The 17,769-nt window shown below is 64.1% G+C and carries 17 protein-coding genes; 11 read left to right on the top strand and 6 right to left on the bottom strand.

Annotated elements, in window-relative coordinates; all coding sequences use genetic code 11:
- Nucleotide 1 precedes the first annotated feature (1 nt).
- Genes ABD742_RS21815 through ABD742_RS21805 form a run of 3 tightly spaced genes read right to left on the bottom strand, consistent with a single transcriptional unit; the run spans nucleotide 2 to nucleotide 2,607 of the window.
- Entirely contained in the window at nucleotides 2-835 is an 834-nt protein-coding gene (locus tag ABD742_RS21815) for an alpha/beta fold hydrolase (protein ID WP_234753896.1), read from the bottom strand.
- A 31-nt stretch (nucleotides 836-866) separates the two neighbouring features.
- Complete coding sequence (locus tag ABD742_RS21810; protein WP_234753898.1) at nucleotides 867-1,721, bottom strand: alpha/beta fold hydrolase; 855 nt, start codon at nucleotides 1,719-1,721, stop codon at nucleotides 867-869.
- Between the two features lie 4 nt (nucleotides 1,722-1,725).
- A complete protein-coding gene (locus tag ABD742_RS21805; protein ID WP_234753899.1) occupies nucleotides 1,726-2,607 on the bottom strand; it encodes an alpha/beta fold hydrolase in 882 nt (293 codons plus the stop codon).
- A gap of 77 nt (nucleotides 2,608-2,684) precedes the next feature.
- Between ABD742_RS21805 and lysS the strand changes: the two genes are divergently transcribed.
- The 9 genes from lysS (at nucleotide 2,685) to dhaM (ending at nucleotide 13,369) form a co-directional block, all read left to right on the top strand.
- Entirely contained in the window at nucleotides 2,685-4,214 is a 1,530-nt protein-coding gene (lysS, locus tag ABD742_RS21800) for a lysine--tRNA ligase (RefSeq protein WP_234753901.1), read from the top strand.
- Nucleotides 4,215-4,216: 2 nt separating this feature from the next.
- A complete protein-coding gene (locus ABD742_RS21795; protein WP_234753903.1) occupies nucleotides 4,217-4,393 on the top strand; it encodes a hypothetical protein in 177 nt (58 codons plus the stop codon).
- 162 nt (nucleotides 4,394-4,555) lie between these two features.
- Nucleotides 4,556-4,882, top strand: coding sequence for a histone-like nucleoid-structuring protein Lsr2 (locus ABD742_RS21790; RefSeq protein ID WP_059390281.1), 327 nt, complete (start codon nucleotides 4,556-4,558; stop codon nucleotides 4,880-4,882).
- Nucleotides 4,883-5,248: 366 nt separating this feature from the next.
- Nucleotides 5,249-7,741, top strand: coding sequence for an ATP-dependent Clp protease ATP-binding subunit (locus tag ABD742_RS21785; protein ID WP_234753905.1), 2,493 nt, complete (start codon nucleotides 5,249-5,251; stop codon nucleotides 7,739-7,741).
- 149 nt (nucleotides 7,742-7,890) lie between these two features.
- Nucleotides 7,891-9,993, top strand: a complete 2,103-nt coding sequence (locus ABD742_RS21780; RefSeq protein WP_234753907.1) for a S9 family peptidase — start codon at nucleotides 7,891-7,893, stop codon at nucleotides 9,991-9,993.
- A 28-nt stretch (nucleotides 9,994-10,021) separates the two neighbouring features.
- Nucleotides 10,022-10,531, top strand: a complete 510-nt coding sequence (locus tag ABD742_RS21775) for an amino-acid N-acetyltransferase (protein ID WP_059388339.1) — start codon at nucleotides 10,022-10,024, stop codon at nucleotides 10,529-10,531.
- Nucleotides 10,532-11,022: 491 nt separating this feature from the next.
- A complete protein-coding gene (dhaK, locus tag ABD742_RS21770) occupies nucleotides 11,023-12,024 on the top strand; it encodes a dihydroxyacetone kinase subunit DhaK (protein WP_059388341.1) in 1,002 nt (333 codons plus the stop codon).
- A 2-nt stretch (nucleotides 12,025-12,026) separates the two neighbouring features.
- Nucleotides 12,027-12,677: a dihydroxyacetone kinase subunit DhaL gene (gene dhaL / locus ABD742_RS21765; RefSeq protein WP_234753990.1), complete on the top strand. Its 651-nt coding sequence runs from the start codon at nucleotides 12,027-12,029 to the stop codon at nucleotides 12,675-12,677.
- Nucleotides 12,674-13,369, top strand: a complete 696-nt coding sequence (gene dhaM / locus ABD742_RS21760) for a dihydroxyacetone kinase phosphoryl donor subunit DhaM (protein WP_234753909.1) — start codon at nucleotides 12,674-12,676, stop codon at nucleotides 13,367-13,369. Before dhaL ends, dhaM begins: the two co-directional genes overlap by 4 nt.
- Before the next feature lie 55 nt (nucleotides 13,370-13,424).
- Here dhaM and ABD742_RS21755 read toward each other — a convergent pair whose 3' ends face one another.
- A complete protein-coding gene (locus ABD742_RS21755) occupies nucleotides 13,425-13,985 on the bottom strand; it encodes a hypothetical protein (RefSeq protein WP_344789022.1) in 561 nt (186 codons plus the stop codon).
- Between the two features lie 109 nt (nucleotides 13,986-14,094).
- On the opposite strand from ABD742_RS21755, the gene ABD742_RS21750 reads away from it, so the two are divergent.
- Nucleotides 14,095-14,763 carry a class I SAM-dependent methyltransferase gene (locus ABD742_RS21750; protein ID WP_234753911.1) on the top strand — a complete coding sequence of 223 codons (669 nt, stop codon included), beginning with the start codon at nucleotides 14,095-14,097 and terminating at the stop codon, nucleotides 14,761-14,763.
- A gap of 36 nt (nucleotides 14,764-14,799) precedes the next feature.
- Here the strand turns inward: ABD742_RS21750 and ABD742_RS21745 are convergent, their stop codons facing one another.
- The gene (locus ABD742_RS21745) at nucleotides 14,800-15,768 is read right to left on the bottom strand and encodes an HhH-GPD family protein (protein WP_308193895.1); all 969 of its coding nucleotides are present in this window, start codon (nucleotides 15,766-15,768) and stop codon (nucleotides 14,800-14,802) included.
- Nucleotides 15,769-15,930: 162 nt separating this feature from the next.
- Between ABD742_RS21745 and ABD742_RS21740 the strand changes: the two genes are divergently transcribed.
- The gene (locus ABD742_RS21740; protein WP_234753912.1) at nucleotides 15,931-16,650 is read left to right on the top strand and encodes a hypothetical protein; all 720 of its coding nucleotides are present in this window, start codon (nucleotides 15,931-15,933) and stop codon (nucleotides 16,648-16,650) included.
- On the opposite strand, the gene disA is transcribed toward ABD742_RS21740, so the two are convergent.
- Nucleotides 16,647-17,723, bottom strand: coding sequence for a DNA integrity scanning diadenylate cyclase DisA (disA, locus tag ABD742_RS21735; RefSeq protein ID WP_059388344.1), 1,077 nt, complete (start codon nucleotides 17,721-17,723; stop codon nucleotides 16,647-16,649). The genes ABD742_RS21740 and disA overlap by 4 nt on opposite strands.
- Nucleotides 17,724-17,769 lie beyond the last annotated feature (46 nt).

Raw genomic sequence — 17,769 nt, 5'->3', positions numbered from 1 at the left:
TTTAGCCCGAGAAGAAGTCGGAGAGCTCGGCGATGAGCTTGTCCGGTGCTCGGATCACTCCGTCGTGGCCGTGGCCTGGCAGGATGGTGTAGCTCGATCCGGACAAGACGTCGTGGATCTGGCCACACGCCACACCGAAGTAGGCAGGGCTCTTTTCCCCGACCACAATGAGTGTCTCCAGCGGCAGCTCAAGGAACGGCTCGGCCGGCATGTCCGCGGCGATGACTGCCTTGATCTCACGCACGCCGGCCTGCATGAGCTCACGCATCTGCTTGCCCATGTGAGTGCCCGACGTGAGCTTGGTGACGAGTGTCAGCATGGACAGCGGCATCCGCGCGAAGGCGCCCTCCGTTTCGACACCCTTCACAAGCACAGCGAGCCCGCGGTCAAAGTCTCCAGCCGCCGTCGCGCGCTCGTATTCGCCCGTCCACTCGGCCTTCACGCTGTGGTTGACGGATACGGCGGGGTCGTAGACCGCCAGGCGTTCCACCGGCAGCGTGCGTGCCGCGTGCAGGGCCACTGCGCCTCCGAAGCTGTGGCCGAAGACATCGGTGCTCGCCGTGTGCTTCATGACTTCGGAAAGATCCCGGATGTCGACGTCGAGGGTGTAGTCCACGGGCTGGGGCGATGATTCACCACGGCCGCGGCGGTTGAAGGTGTGGACCGGGCGGCCAAGGGCAGCACTGAGTTTCTGGGCAAACTTGGAGTAGTCTGCGGCGGTCACCATGGAGGCGGGCACGACGACGACGCCTGAGCCGCCAGCGGCAAGCTCACCGCCCGTCGTGAAGAGCTCGAGGGTTCCGCCGTCGGCCGTTGTGATGTTCTCGCGCGTCATGCTTCGAGCCTAACGGAGCCGCAGGGTTCCGTCAGTCCTTGAAATAGCTGGAAAGGTCCATGACAAGTTCCTTGACCGCGGCAGGAATGGATCCGTGGAAGCCTTTTGGCGATACCACCAGCGTGCTTCCGGGGACGGCTGCGTACAGCCGCTCGGCAGTGACCTTGTAGTATTCGGGGCTTTTGCTGCCCACCATGAACCTCGTGCTTCGGGGGAGGACGGAGTAGTCCCGGGGGCGCGCAGATTCGTCGTAGGCAGCTTTGAGTTCGGCCACGCCCGTTGGCATGAGTCCCCTGAGGACCTTGTTGACCTTCGTGTGGGAAACGAGGGCCATGAGTCCGGCCAAGATGGGTTCCGGGATCCGCGCCAAAGCGGTGCCAGGCTGCATGCCCCGCTTCAGCCTGGCCATGGCACGTCCCACATTCCCGCTATCCACGGATTGGGCAAAGCCGTCCACCCAGCCCGTGTCCACGCTCCCGTCGATGTTCACGGCGGCGTCGTACACAGCAAGTTTGTCCGGCTCGTAGCTCGTTCCCGCAAACTCCTGCACGGCGTTCAATGCCACGGATCCGCCAAGGCTGTGGCCAAGGAGGTTCCTGGCGCCGGTAGCGTCCATGATGCTCCGCACGTCCGCAATCTCCGTGGCCATGGAGTAGTTTGCGGGTAGTTCCGTCGAGCTGCCCCGGCCCCTGCGATCGTAGACATCGACTGCCCAGCCCTCGCCGAGTCCCGTGGATAGCGCCATCGAAAATGGCCGGTAGATGAGCGCGGTCAAGAATGCGCCGCCAATGAGCACCACGCGGCGCTCTCCCGGCGCGTCCACCGAGCCGTAACTGTACAAGGCGAGCTTGCCGCCGTCGGGCGTGGGGACCTCACGTTCTATCACCGCTTCATCCTAGGGTGACGGCGCCTTGTGCCAGGTAGCGGGCAATTCTCACCGCGAGCTGCTTCCCCGGCCGGAGGGGACCCTCGTGGAACTGCAATGGGACCACCGCGAAGTCCACCAACGGAATGGCAGCCGCAAGCTGCCGACCGGTTTCGGCAAAGTACGCCGGACTCCACCCCCCACTAAGCATCAGGGTCGGCGTTTTCAACTCCGCATAGTCCTGGATATGCGAATCGGCGTCGATGATCGCGCGCATCTCCAACACCGCCGTCGGCAGCAGTTCCCTCATCTCGGATCCCAACCTCGTCTTGGCCGAGAGGATGCTGATCACCCGCAGCGCCCCGAGCGGCAAATAGGAAATCGGGCCCGCCGTGCCCAGCCCCTGGACCAAATGCGCCCATGCGTTATCGAGCTGGCCCGCGGTGACGGCCTCTTCCAATTGCGGCCGCCAGCGCCCGTTCAAGTTCCCGGAGAGGGAAACCGCGGCGTCGTAAGTGACGAGGCGGGAAATGGGTGCGCGCAACGCCGCCTGGAGCGCGACGAATCCGCCGTAGCTGTGCCCGACAACATCGGTGGATCCGCTCGCCTCCATTACGGAAAGCAAGTCGCTTGTCTCCGTCGCGGCGGAGTAGTCGGGCGGTTGCGGTGCTGATCGGCCGCGGCCGCGCCGGTTGTAGGAATGCACCGGCCGGCCAAGCAGGACGCTTAGGTTCCGGGCGAATGGCCAGTAAAGGGAATCGGTCACCAGGGTGCCGTGAACAAGCACGACGCCGGGCTCCTCCGCAGCGCTCGAAGCGCCGGGAATGGACGCGCCGGCGGCCGGCCGAAAGGAGTGCACCTCGAGGTGGCCGCCGTCGTCGTCCGTTTCAACTGTCCATGTCTCCACAGCCCGAGTCTATGTTGCCGCAGGGACGGGAGGGGAAGATAGGGAACTCCAAGGAATCCCCGGTAAACTTGTGGATTGTGACTTCCGCAAACACCCCATCCCCGCACACCGCCGCCGAGCCAGCCGACGCCAGCGAACAGATGCGCATCCGCATGGAAAAGCGCAGCAAGCTGATTGAGCGTGGCACCGAGGCCTACCCGGTGGGTGTTGAGCGGACGCATTCCCTCGCCGAGATCCGCGAAAAGTACGCCCATCTCCAGGCTGACGAAACCACGGGCGACATTGTGGGCATCACTGGCCGCGTCGTTTTCGTGCGCAATACCGGCAAGCTCTGCTTCGCCACCCTCCAGGAGGGCGGTGTAGACGGGAAGGGCGTGCGCCTGCAGGCGATGCTCAGCCTGGCGAACGTCGGCGAGGAAACCCTCGCGGACTGGAAAGCGCTGGTGGACCTCGGAGACCACGTTTTCATCAAGGGCGAAGTCATTTCCTCCAGGCGTGGCGAGCTGTCCGTCATGGCCGACTCCTGGTCCATGGCCTCCAAGGCCTTGCGCCCGTTGCCGGTACTGCACGCCGAACTCAATGAGGAAACACGTGTCAGGCAGCGCTACGTGGACCTCATGGTCCGCGACGAAGCCCGGGAAATGGTCTACACCCGCGCAGCGATTACCCGCTCGGTTCGCGACACCCTGGACCGCCGCGGCTATGTGGAGGTGGAGACCCCCATCCTGCAGCTCATCCACGGTGGTGCCACGGCCCGCCCGTTCGAGACCCACATGAATGCCTTCGACCAGAAGATGACGCTGCGTATCGCCACCGAGCTCTTCCTCAAGCGCGCCGTGGTTGGCGGAATCGACCGCGTCTACGACATGGGCCGCGTCTTCCGCAACGAAGGCGTCGACTCCACACACAGCCCCGAATTCACCACGTTGGAATGCTACGAGGCGTGGGCGGACCAGTTCGTCATGGCCGAGCGCATGAAGGAAATCATCCTGAACGTCGCCGACGTCGTGGGCACCCGCACCATCCAGACTGACGCCGGAGAGATCGACCTCGACGGCGAATGGGCCTGGGTTGCCGTCTACCCAGGGCTCTCCGAGGCGATCGGCGAAGAGATCACACCGGACACCACCGTGGCGGAACTTCAGGCGATTGCCGCCAAGCACGAGGTCAAGGTGGACCCCAAGTGGGACGCCGAGAAGCTTGTAGTAGAACTGTTCGGCGAGATCGTCGAACCCACCCTTCTCAACCCGACTTTTGTCTACAACTACCCGCCCTCCGCGCAGCCCCTTGCCCGCCCGCATCGGGAGGACGACCGCCTGATCGAGGCCTGGGACCTCATCATCGGCGGAATGGAACGCGGCACGGCCTTCTCCGAGCTGATCGACCCCGTCATCCAGCGCGAACGCCTCACGGAGCAGTCGCGTCGTTCGGCCGCCGGCGATGTCGAGGCGATGCAGCTGGATGAAGACTTCCTGCGCGCCCTTGAATACGGTGCTCCGCCCATGGGCGGCATCGGCCTAGGCATCGACCGCTTGGTCATGCTGTTCACCGGAGCAGGCATCCGGGAAACCATCCTGTTCCCACTCCTCAAGCCCGAAGGGCACTGACCATGGAATACATTGCCGTTCTTGCACCGTCCGTCGTTGTCGGACTTCTCTTTTGGTTTGCCATGAAGGCTATCTTCAACGCGGACAAATCAGAGCGCCAAGCAGAAGCCCGCGCCCAGGAAGAAGCCGGATTCGGAATTGCCAAGCCGACGGGCGACGGCTCAACGCCTGCCAAATAGCTCTTTCTCCGGCCGCTCCCGAAGATTTAATAGTGTCTTTGACGATCCCTTTGAGGATGCCTTTGGCCGAGCCTTTGACGGGGTGCCATCCACTGGACGATAATCATTAATTAGTAGTCTAGCTATTCTGCATATCCGACCCCTCCAAAAGAGAGTCTTTTCATGGCACAGAAAGTCAAAATTATCCTCGTTGACGACCTGGATGAGGGCTCTGCGGACGAAACTGTCCGCTTTGGCCTTGATGGAGTCAGTTACGAAATGGATCTGTCCAGTGCCAACGCTGCGAAGCTGCGGGACGCTCTTGGGCCATTTGTAGCTAAGGCGCGCAAGACATCGACCGGCCGTGCAACGCGTAGCCGCGTTGCTGCAGGGAGAAACCAGGACTCCGCACAGATCCGTCAATGGGCGCGCGAGAACGGTTATACCGTAAACAGCCGTGGCCGCATTCAGGCCGAAATTCAGGAAGCCTACCAGAAGGCCAATTCCTGACACCAAGTATCAATACCCCGGCCCAACGGCCGGGGTATTGTCTTTTAACCGCCCGGTTCGCCGGGATAACGGTGTCCTGCTCCGCTATTCCCCGGAAGGCTTGGAGCCGACTGGGCGTATCCGGTAGACAGCCACCACGTTTGCCGGGAAGAACGACGGCGGCCGGCCGGCTCGCGGGGGCGTCGGCGGAAGCACGGCGTGATCGTGGAAGCCCTGGATTCGGTCTCCGCCGTGATCCCGAGGTCCACGGACGAGTTGAGTGAACCTATTCCCGGTGCGGCCATGTTTCCCCTGTGGCGAACACGCCCCAAAATTCCAGCGTTGCCACGTAGCATCAAAGTACGTCGTAGCTAGGAGTGTGGCGAAATGTTTGAGAGATTTACGGACCGTGCCCGTCGCGTTGTTGTGCTTGCCCAAGAAGAGGCACGCATGCTCAACCACAACTACATCGGTACCGAGCACATCCTCTTGGGTCTGATCCACGAGGGTGAAGGCGTTGCCGCCAAGGCGCTTGAGTCCCTGAGCATTTCGCTCGATGGCGTCCGCGAGCAGGTACAGGAGATCATCGGCCAGGGCCAGCAAGCCCCGTCCGGTCACATCCCCTTCACCCCGCGCGCCAAAAAGGTGCTTGAGCTCTCGCTCCGCGAAGCCCTGCAGCTCGGCCACAACTACATCGGTACCGAGCACATCCTGCTCGGCCTCATCCGCGAGGGTGAAGGCGTTGCCGCGCAGGTCCTCGTCAAGCTTGGCGCCGACCTCAACCGCGTCCGCCAGCAGGTCATCCAGCTGCTTTCCGGCTACCAGGGCAAAGAAACTGCGGGTCCCGGCTCAGGTCCGGGCCAACAGGAAGGCACCCCTGCCGGTTCGGTGGTGCTGGACCAGTTCGGCCGCAACCTTACCCAGGCCGCACGGGAAAACAAGCTTGATCCTGTGATCGGCCGCGAGCTGGAGATGGAACGCGTCATGCAGGTCCTCTCCCGCAGGACCAAGAACAACCCCGTGCTGATCGGTGAGCCCGGCGTCGGCAAGACCGCCGTCGTCGAAGGCCTCGCCCAGGCGATTGTCCGCGGAGACGTGCCGGAGACCATCAAGGACAAGCAGCTCTACACGCTTGACCTCGGTTCCCTTGTGGCCGGTTCCCGTTACCGTGGTGACTTCGAAGAGCGCCTGAAGAAGGTCCTCAAGGAAATCCGGACCCGCGGCGACATCATCCTCTTCATCGACGAAATCCACACGCTCGTGGGTGCCGGCGCTGCCGAGGGTGCCATCGATGCCGCGTCCATCCTCAAGCCGATGCTGGCCCGAGGTGAACTCCAGACCATCGGAGCCACCACTTTGGACGAGTACCGCAAGCACATTGAGAAAGACGCCGCGTTGGAGCGCCGCTTCCAGCCGATCCAAGTCAAGGAGCCTTCCGTCGCGCACGCGATCGAGATCCTCAAGGGCCTGCGTGACCGTTACGAGGCGCACCACCGGGTGACCATCACCGACGGCGCCCTTGCCTCTGCCGCAACGCTGGCCGAACGCTACATCTCGGACCGCTTCCTGCCGGACAAGGCGATCGACCTGATCGACGAAGCAGGTGCCCGGCTTCGCATCCGTCGCATGACTGCGCCGCCGGAGCTCAAGGCCATGGATGAGCGCATTGCCGAAGTGAAGATGGAGAAGGAATCGGCCATCGACGCCCAGGACTTCGAAGGCGCCGCCTCGCTGCGCGACAAGGAGCAGAAGCTCATTGCCGAGCGTGCCGAGAAGGAACGCAACTGGAAGTCCGGCGGCATGGACGATATTTCCGAGGTAGACGAGGAGCTGATTGCCGAAGTTCTCGCGAATTCCACCGGCATCCCGGTCTTCAAACTCACCGAGGAAGAATCCAGCCGCCTCCTCAAGATGGAAGACGAGCTGCACAAGCGGGTCGTCGGCCAGGACGAGGCCATCCGTGCCCTCTCCCAGGCGATCCGCCGCACACGTGCAGGCCTGAAGGACCCCAAGCGTCCCGGTGGCTCGTTCATCTTCGCCGGCCCTACCGGTGTCGGCAAGACCGAGCTCGCCAAGGCGTTGGCGGAATTCCTCTTCGGTGAAGAGGACGCCCTCATCACTCTGGACATGTCCGAGTACTCCGAGAAGCACACGGTTTCGCGTCTCTTCGGTGCCCCTCCGGGCTACGTCGGCTACGAAGAAGGCGGGCAGCTGACCGAGAAGGTCCGCCGTCGTCCGTTCTCCGTGGTGCTGTTCGACGAAGTGGAGAAGGCTCACGCCGATCTCTTCAACTCGCTGCTGCAGATCCTGGAAGACGGCCGCCTGACCGACTCCCAGGGCCGCGTGGTGGACTTCAAGAACACGGTGATCATCATGACCACCAACCTGGGCACCCGCGACATCTCCAAGAGCGTGGCGACCGGCTTCCAGTCCGGCACGGACACCACCACCGGTTACAACCGGATGCGGGCACGGGTCACCGAAGAGCTCAAGCAGCACTTCCGCCCCGAGTTCCTCAACCGTGTTGACGACGTCGTGGTGTTCCCGCAGCTCACGCAGGACGAGATCATCGAGATCGTGGACCTGTTCGTCACGCGCCTCGAGGGCCGCCTCAAGGACAAGGACATGGGCATCGAGCTCACCACGGCCGCCAAGGTCCTCCTGGCGACCCGGGGTTACGATCCGGCCATGGGTGCCCGGCCGCTGCGCCGGACCATCCAGCGCGAGATCGAGGACCAGCTCTCCGAGAAGATCCTCTTCGGCGAGCTGCACTCCGGTGACATCGTGGTGGTCGACGTGGACGGCGAAGGCGATGACGCCAAGTTCACGTTTGCCGGCAATGCCAAGCCGCGCATCCCGGAAATCGCTCCGAGCGCCTAGTTCCGGTTCCGCCGACTCAAAGGCCCCGCCCGCTCCCGAAAGGAGCGGGCGGGGTTTTTGCGTTCCCCAGGTTCGTAATATCTGAAATAAGTGTTTCACTCTTAGTGAACCTTTTGTGATCTGCGGCACATTGCGTGTTGAATCAGAGCATGGATTCGAATGCCTCAGAGACCCCGAGCACACAACCCGAAACTCCTTTCCACGATCTAGACCACTACCTGGCCATCCCCCGGGTCGGCGGCCTGGCTCTCAGCACGGACGGAAGCCGCCTGGTCACTACGGTGTCCACGCTCAACGCCAAGGGCACTGAGTACGTCACTGCCCTTTGGGAGCTTGATCCTGCGGGAAAGAAGCACGCCCGCCGCATCACACGCAGCGCCAAGGGAGAAACCGGCGCGGTGTTTGCTGCCAACGGTGACCTCTACTTCACCTCAGCCCGGCCCGATCCGGACAGCCCCGAAGCGGATCCCGTGAGCGCGTTGTGGCTCCTGCCTGCCGACGGCGGTGAGGCCCGGGTGGTGCACTCCCGCGCGGGCGGAGTCGGGGGCGTCATGACCGCGTCGGCCGCGGATGCCACTTTCGTGACGGCCCCGGTCCTTGCCGGTTCCACCGATGAGGAAAATGACGAGGAGCGGCGCAAGAGCCGCAAGGACAACAAGGTAGCGGCCATTCTGCATACCGGCTACCCGGTCCGCTACTGGGACGCGGATCTGGGGCCGGCCCAGCCCAGGCTGTTCGCCGTGGACAACGGAGATACGGCTGAGTCGGGCAAGCCCGCTACCGTGGACGCTACCGCACCCCTGAAACTGCGCAATCTGACGCCCGACGTTGGCGGCAACCTCCGCAATACCCGCGCGGTGGTCAGCCCGGACGGGAAGACGATCTATACGAGCCTGGCCAAGCCGCTCGCGAAGGCCGACACGCGCTTTGTGCTCGCCGCCGTCGATGTCGCTTCCGGCTCGGTCAAGGTGCTCCTTGACCGTGAAGGAATGAGCTATTTCCCGGGCCCGGTCAGCCCTGACAACAAGATGCTCTCGGTAGTCAGCGAAAGCGACAGTACCCCCGCCCGGGCACCCCAGGTCAAACTCCACCTCTTGAACGTCGGTGCGGGAGAAACCCTTGACCTCGAGCCGCTCGCACCCGCCTGGGACCGCTGGGGCAGCCCGGCGGCCTGGCTTCCGGACGGGCGCTCGCTCCTCGTCACAGCCGACGACGACGGCGCCACGCCGGTCTTCCGGGTCGCCGTCGCCGACGGTACGGTCAACCGGGTGACGCAGGACGCGGCCGCGTACACCGACGTCGTGGCTTCCCCGGACGGGCTGAGTGCGTTCGCGCTGCGCAGCTCCTACGAATTCCCGGCGGAAGCCGTCCGGATCGACCTCGCCTCGGGCGACGTCGAGCGGCTCCCGGCACCCGCTGAGCGCCCCAGGATCAAAGGCTCGTTGGAGCGGGTAGAGACGAGCGCGGCTGACGGCTCGAGGGTTCCGGCTTACCTCGCGCTCCCGGAAGGCGCGTCCGAGGCGAACCCGGCCCCCCTGCTGTTGTGGATCCACGGCGGGCCGTTGGGCTCGTGGAATGCCTGGACCTGGCGATGGAATCCATGGCTGCTCGTGTCGAAGGGGTATGCCGTGCTTCTGCCGGACCCGGCACTGTCCACCGGGTACGGCCAGCAATTCATCCAACGCGGCTGGGGCGAATGGGGCAAGGCGCCGTTTACGGACCTCATGTCCATCACCGACGCAGTGGTCCAGCGGTCCGACGTTGACCAGACGCGGACTGCCGCCATGGGTGGGTCATTCGGCGGATACATGGCCAACTGGGTGGCCGGGCAAACGGACCGTTTCAAGGCGATCGTGACGCACGCCAGTTTGTGGGCCATGGACCAGTTCGGGCCCACTACGGACGCTTCGCAGTATTGGCTCAAGGAAATGACCGCAGAGATGGCACTGGACAACTCGCCCCATCTCCATGTCGCAAAAATCAAGACGCCCATGCTGGTGATCCACGGTGACAAGGACTACCGGGTGCCGATCGGCGAGGGCCTGAGGCTTTGGTACGAACTTCTTTCCAGTTCCGGGCTGCCCGCCGATGAGAACGGTGAGACCCAGCACCGCTTCCTGTACTTCCCTGACGAGAACCATTGGATCCTGCAGCCGCAGCATGCCAAGGTCTGGTACGGCGTCGTGGAGCACTTCCTGGCCAGGCAGGTACTCGGTCAGGAGGTTCCTGTTCCTCAGGACCTGGGGCTTTAGGCGCCTTTCGCCTCGTAAGATTGGGGCTGTGACTTCGACGTTCAGTATCCGCCCTGCCCGCACCGGCGATGTTGCCGCGATCAAGAGGCTCGTAGCGCCACTGGCAGAGCAGCGAATCCTGATGGCCAAAGAGACCGTGGCCTACTACGAGAGCCTTCAGGAGTTCCGGATTGCCGAATCGTCCGACGGCGAGGTGATCGGTTGCGGCGCCTTGCACGTCATGTGGGAGGATCTGGCCGAGGTGCGCACTTTGGCGGCGGACGACAATTGGCGGGGCAAGGGCGTGGGCCACGTCCTTGTCCAGCAACTCCTGGAGGACGCCCGCGCGTTGGGCGTTGCGCGGGTCTTCTGCCTGACGTTCGAAGTGGACTTCTTCAAGCGCCACGGATTCGAAGTCATGGCGGACCAAACCGCCGTCGACCCGCAGGTCTATTCGGAATTGCTGCGTTCCCATGACGAAGGCGTGGCCGAGTTCCTCGATCTCGCCCGCGTGAAGCCCAATACCCTGGGCAACACCCGCATGATCAAGGTCCTTTAGCTCCGAGTTCTTCTCCTCGCCGCCCGGATGTGCTGATGCCAAGTCTTTACGTATATCAACTTGATGGATAAACTAGTTGAGGCTCGGTTGCGGCGGGCCAACCATACTGTGGAGGCGAGAAATGAAGTACCACGTTATGTTTCCGGACTTTTCAGGTTTCCAGATTGAGATGCCGCGTCCTGGCTCCACGCCGGAGTCGCGCAAGCGGGGGACCGGGGGTTGCATGCGGTCCGCGTGCAAGGATCTTTGGCCGGACTCAATGGCCAAAGACGCAACAGCCCAAGACTTCAGCGTCGGTCGTTTGACGGTGGGCGGGCCGCCGCATTGACCGGACGCATGCCGGTAGGTCTTTCAGGAGGGACAGCCATTGGGGGCTGTCCCTTCTGCGTTTCCGGGTTCCGGACTTTCCACATACGGACCATTCCCCTACCGTGCCCGGGGCGCTGGTAGTAGGGTCAAATCACCTACCAGCAACGCCCCAGGAGCGCGCCATGAAAAAGCTCATCAACGATCCCCGCTCGGTGGTGGACGAGTCTGTCGAGGGTTTCGGCATGGCCCATGCCGATCTCGTGGACGTCCACACGGACCCCATTTTCGTCGTTCGAAAAGGAGCGCCCGTAGCCGGCAAAGTGGCGCTTGTGTCGGGAGGAGGGAGCGGCCACGAGCCGCTCCATGCCGGCTTTGTGGGGCACGGAATGCTCGACGCCGCCGTGCCGGGTGCCGTCTTCACCTCGCCCACGCCTGACCAGATCATTCCGGCTACCGCAGCAGTCGATTCAGGAGCCGGCGTCATACACATCGTGAAGAACTACACCGGCGACGTGCTGAACTTCGAGACCGCGGCAGAGATGGCCCAGGCTGAAGGAATCAGCGTCCGCTCGGTTCTCGTCAACGACGACGTCGCCGTGGAGGATTCGCTGTACACGGCGGGCCGTCGCGGCGTGGGTGGCACCGTGCTGGTCGAAAAGATTGCCGGCGCCGCAGCTGAGCGTGGGGATTCTCTGGAAGCCGTCGCGGGGGTAGCGGAGGGAGTCGTCCGCAACGTGCGCACCATGGGCGTCGCCCTGTCCGGCTGTACTGTGCCGCATGCCGGGGTGCCCAGCTTTGAGCTTGCGGAGGATGAAATCGAAATCGGCATAGGCATTCACGGTGAACCCGGCAGGCATCGGATCGCCATGGAGGGCGCCGACGCCATCACCAGCCGCCTATTGGACCCTGTCCTGGAAGACCTCGGGATCAAGGCCGGTGAAGAAGTGCTGCTGTTCGTCAACGGCATGGGCGGTACGCCCCTCAGCGAGCTGTACATTGTCTACCGCCGGGCGGCCCAGATCCTCGCGGAAAGAGGAGCCAAAGTGGAACGCTCACTGGTGGGCAACTATGTCACTTCGCTCGAGATGCAGGGCTGCTCCATTTCGGTACTGCGTCTTGATGACGAACTCACCGCACTTTGGGACGCACCCGTCCACACTCCGGCCCTGCGTTGGGGGATGTGACAGTGGGCCTGGGGGTCGAATGGGCGGTCCAATGGTTGACACTCTCCGCTCGGCTCATGTCCGAGCACCGGGAGGAATTGATTGCCTTGGACCGTGCGATAGGCGACTCCGACCACGGCGAAAACATGGACCGGGGATTCCAGGCCGTCATGGAGAAACTTGCCCAGACTCCACCGGAGACACCCGGTGCAGCACTCAAGCTGGCCGCGATGGCCCTGATGTCCAAGGTGGGCGGGGCAGCCGGACCGCTGTATGGAACCGCGTATCTTCGGGCGGCCACGGCGCTGGGAGAAAGCGCGGACGTTGACGCAGCGGCGCTCGCCGGAGCACTGACTGCGGCACGGGACGGAATCGTTGCCAGGGGCAAGGCGGAGTTGGGCGACAAAACCATGGTGGATGCCTGGTCTCCGGCTGTGGAAGCGGCGGACGAGGTCCTGGTGGCCGGTGGAGATGCTGTGGCGGTGCTGGCTGCGGCGGCCGAAGCCGCCGAGGTTGGGGCCGTCACGACTGATCCGTTGGTAGCCCGCAAGGGTCGCGCCAGTTACCTCGGTGAACGCAGCGCCGGTCACCGCGATCCCGGGGCTGCGTCTTCTGCCCTGTTGTTGCGCGCAGCCGCTACCGCTGCGGGATTCCCCGAAGGGGCCGCTGAATGACGGTGGGCTTGGTGGTGGTCTCGCACAGCCGGAAGATCGCGGAAGGTGCCGTGGAATTGGCCGCTCAGATGGCCCCCGATGTGAGGTTCTACGGCGTCGGCGGCACGGATGATGGCCGGATTGGCACGGACCTGGAAAAAACGATCGCCGCATTCGAGGCAGGACTTGGGGACGCCGCAGGCGATGGCGTGGTGGTTCTGACGGACCTTGGTTCCGCGGTCATGACGGCAGAATCAGCGGCGGAGTTCTGCAGCGAGCCGGACAAAGTCCACATTGCCGACGCTCCCTTGGTGGAGGGCCTGGTCGCCGCCGCCGTGGCCACCCAGGGTGGCGCCTTGGCGGCCGCAGTGAAGGCCGCCGCGGAGGCGGTTCGATTCGGTCCGGAGCCCGCTTTTGATGGCGCGGCGTCCGCTGAATCCCAAGGCAGGGGCGAGCCGGCGGAAAGCGGCGAGTTCGAGCTCATCAACCCCATGGGAATGCATGCCAGGCCTGCGGCGAAAATTGCGGGCGGACTCGCCGGCCTGGATGTCGAGGCAACCGTAAACGGCGTCGATGGCACCTCCATTATGGAACTCATGAGCCTCGCCGTGGGAAAGGGCGGCAAGCTCAGAGTCGAGGCTTGGGGCAAAGATTCATCGAAGGCCGTGGACTACGTCAGGCGGCTGGTGGAACAGGGATTCGGCGAGATCTGACGCCGCGGAGAGATTTGGTGCGGCGCCGGGATCTCGCCGCACGCGGCCTTTGGGTTCAGGACTGCCGCAGACCGTGGGCATCGAGCAAGAGGCTTGCCGTGATGGTGGTCTGGCACTGCTCGCCCCACGGTTTGGCGCTTATGGGCGTGAAGTTGAGTGTCCTGACCGGCAAGGTCCCGCCGTTTGTGTCGGCGCCGGTCACTTCGGCATCGATGGGTGAGGACGTCAGTGTTCCCATGTTCAGGAAGCCGTAGCGGGTGCCGTCCGGTGACGCGACGGCAGAGCATGACCCGTCGGGTTCAGGGCCGCAGGATTGAGGTACCGACGCGCTGCCCGGGCGCAAATCCAAGTCGGCCTCGCGGCATTTCCCGTCTTGGCACGCCTTCAAATGGACGGTTTTGATGGTTGGCGCGTATTCTGCCGTGATTGTCAGGGACACCACGGGGGCCATCGCAATTGCCGGACAAACGGTGACTTGAGGTTCGCATCCCGACCAGAGCGCCGCCGTCGTGGTCAATGCAATGGCGGCCCACAACCTGCGCATAATTGAGAATAATCCCGCAGCCGGGGCCCGGAACGGGATGCCGGCAACTGGCAGGCACATCGTTACCGACATCTACGGATCGTTGCGGCTCCGCGACCTCAAGCCCAAGCCACGGCCGGTTCGGCAGGGTTTTCTGCTGAGCGCAGGGAATAAGCCGGCCGCAAAGAATAGGGTTCTTTGCATGACTCTACCCTCGGATGTGCATGCCACTTGCGCCGCCTACAACACGGTAGCTGCCGATTACGCTGAACTCCTGCGCAACGAACTCGACACCAAACCCTTTGACCGGGCCATGCTCGGCACGTTTGCCGAGCTCGTGCAGTCCTCTGGAGGCGGGACGGTTGCCGACCTCGGTTGCGGCCCCGGACGGATTACGGCGCACCTGGACTCCCTCGGCTTGGCGGCTTTCGGCGTCGACCTGTCGCCGGTGATGGTGGCAGTAGCCCGCAAGGACCACCCCAGACTGCGGTTTGATGAAGGGTCGATTGAGGCCCTGGAGTTGGCGGACAGCAGCTTGGGTGGCATCGTCGCTTGGTATTCGATCATCCATACGCCGCCGGCCCGTTTGCCGGGGGTGTTCGCCGAATTCCACCGGACCCTCCTGGCCGGCGGCTTGCTGCTGCTCGCGTTCCAGGCCGGCGACGAGCCCAGGCACCTGGGCTTCGCGTATGGCCACGAGATCGACCTCGATGCCTACCGCTTGCCGCCTGAACGCATCACGGAACTCCTCCTTCAAGCCGGCTTTGTTGTCGAAGCGCAGCTTCTCCGTGAACCGGACGACAGGTACGAGAAAACCCGGCAGGCGTATCTTTTAGCCCGTAAGCCAGCGCGCAAACCGGCCGCGTCGTGAAGGAAGCACCGTGACGGAGACAGCGCAAACGCAAGCCTAGGCCGGGAGCCGCAGCCCGCCGTCGTGCATCTCGGCCAAGCCGTCGCGCAGGAGCCCCTCGAGAGCCCGTTCCAGCTGCTCCGGGGCCGAATTCAAGCGATGCAGGGCAGCCAGCGGTACGGCCGCGCCATCGGCGGCGAAACCGAGGTCGGCCGCGGGGCGTTCGAACAGTTCCGGGGCTACCGGCGAATCGGCCACGCGCAAGACGGCCATGACGGCACCCCGCAGCTGCCGGTCTGTGCCGTGCCACGCCTGGCCTTTGGGCGTGTACGTCGGCGGCGGTTCACCTGCGGCAAGCCACCCGCAGGAATCGCGGACAGGGCAGTCTGAGCACTTGGGGGAGCGGGCGGTGCACACCAGCGCTCCGAGTTCCATGACGGAAGCGTTCCAGCGGACGGAGAGCTCGACGTCGTCGGGCATGAGTGATTCGGCGAGGCGCATCTCCGACGCGGTGAGCGACGGTGCCGGCAGCGCAAGTCCCGAAACGAGCCGGGCATGCACTCGCCGGATGTTCGTGTCCACCACGGTTTCGCGGCGCCCGAACGCAAAAGCAGCCACGGCCGCGGCCGTATAGTCGCCGACGCCCGGAAGGCTCAACAGCGATGCGTGCGTGTCCGGCACCCTGCCGCCATGCTGTTTCACGATCGCGACGGCGGCCGCGTGGAGCCTGAGCGCACGGCGGGGATAACCGAGCCTGCCCCAATGTCGCACGGCCTCGCCTGCGGGTTGCGTTGCGAGATCCGCAGGTTCCGGCCAGCGTTCCATCCAGTCTTCCCACACCGGCAGGACGCGAACCACCGGAGTCTGTTGCAGCATCACCTCGCTGACCAGGATTCCCCACGGGCTGCAGTCGGGTGATCTCCACGGCAATACGCGGGCCACCTCGGAGAACCAGCGGTCCATGGACCGGTGCAAGTCCGTGAGGTGATGGGTGCCGGCAAGTTCAGCGGCGCCTGGCAGTGACATGGAGATCCTTGCTGCGGTTCGTGGCGGGCCCTGTTGGCGGCCGATTCCTGCCATCCACTGTAGTGGAGCCAGCCGGGAATGACGTAGGTCATACTGGCTCCGATCAGGCCCGGGCGGCGTGGTGCGGCGTCATCCCGGCCTTGCGTTGCCTAGCCTAGAAGCATGGTCAACAAGGGCAAGCAACCGCCGAGGGCGCGCACGTCGCCGTCGGCAAAAAGCCCTGCCCGGACCGCAGGCGCGAACCGTTCGACGAATGGGACCCGGCCCCAAAGGCGACGGACGAGCCCTGCCGTCTACCGGCGTCGGAGGCTGGTTGTTTTCGGGGCCCTCCTGGTGGTCCTGGCGATGCTCGTGGCCGGGGTCGTTGCTATGAGTTCCTCCCTTGCAGGCAAGGCTGATCCCGGCGCAGCCCAGACCCAAGCGGTCGGAGCCGCTCCTGCGAGCCAGACCCCTTCGACGGATCCCATCGCGGCCACCACAACGCCTACGGCCACGCCGGTGTGCGACCTCAATCTGGTGACGGTAACGGCGTCCACGGACCAGCCTGCCTATGCGGCCGGGCAGAACCCCGTGCTGAGCATGAAGATCACCAACGGCGGGGCGGCACCGTGCCAGGTCAACGTCGGCACGTCCCAGATGGAGTTCCTGGTGATGAGCGGCGAGGACCGGATTTTCTCCTCCAAGGACTGCCAAGCGAAGGGCGATGACCTCGTCAAGCAGATCGATCCGGGCAAGAGCGAGGTCGCCAACTTCCCGTGGCAGCGTAACCGGACGACGGAGGGCTGTGGTGTAATTTCGGCCAAGCCTGCCACCGGCACATACACCTTCAAGGCTGTACTGGGAAACAAGGCCAGCACCAAAGCGGTCTTCCAGCTTGGCTAGAGGAACCGGTCCAGCAGGCTGGCTTCGGCCATGCGGCTGAGCCCTTCGCGGACGGTCCGGGCGCGCTGGTCGCCGATGCCGTCCACGGTCATGAGATCGTCGATAGTGGCGGCCATAAGGTACTGGAGTCCGCCGAAGTGCTCCACCAAGCGGTCGGCCACGGCTTTCGGAACTGACTTCAGCCCGGACAAGAGACGGTATCCGCGCGGCTGCACACCGGCGTCGAGCACGTCCATGCCACCGGCGAAACCGATGATCCCGGCGATCTTGCCCAGATCAATCAGCTCTGCCGGGCCAAGATCCAAAAGGGCCTGCACCGCGCCGTCGATGTCCTCCGGCGAGGCGTCGGCACCGGCGTAGTCCCGGATGATCACATCGCTGCCCGGGCCGCGGCCGGTGGTGAGCTCTTCCAACTGCAGCGAGAGCAACCTGCCGTCCTCACCCAGCTCCAGGACATACTGTGCGATTTCCTCGGCGATACGCCGGACCATTTCCTGGCGCTGGAGGGTGACAGCCACATCCCGGACGGTGACCATGGCCTCGATTTCGAGGGCCGACAGGGCACTGGTGACCTGGTCCAAGCGGGCGCTGTAGCGTTCGAGGGTTGCGAGAGCCTGGTTGGCGCGGGCGAGGACCTTCTCTGAGCCCTCCAGCACGTGCCGCAGTCCGTTGACGTAGAGGGCGATGATCTGCATGGACTGGCTGACCGAAATCACCGGAACTCCGGTCTGGATGGCCACGCGCTCGGCCGTCCTGTGACGCGTTCCTGATTCCTGGGTCTCGATGCTGGAGTCCGGCACAAGCTGCACTGCGGCACGAAGGATGTTCCCGGCGTCCTTGTCGCAGATGATGGCACCGTCCATCTTCGCTAGCTCTCGCAGCCGGGTCGGGGAGAAATCGATGCCGATTTCAAAGCCGCCGGAACAGATGGACTCGATGGTCCGGTCCGTTCCCAGCACAATCAGGGCGCCGGTGCGCCCACGGAGGATGCGTTCCAAGCCGTCCCGCAACGGTGTTCCGGGGGCCACCCTGCCCAGAGTCGCCTTGAGCGAATCTTCGGGGCTCCGAGCCATAGGTGTTCCCTTCAAAGGTGCAGGCAGGCGCGCCCGCAATTGTGCC

The sequence above is a fragment of the Arthrobacter ramosus genome, from assembly GCF_039535095.1.
Lineage (GTDB): Bacteria > Actinomycetota > Actinomycetes > Actinomycetales > Micrococcaceae > Arthrobacter > Arthrobacter ramosus.
This window is presented reverse-complemented; position numbering and strand designations above follow the sequence as displayed.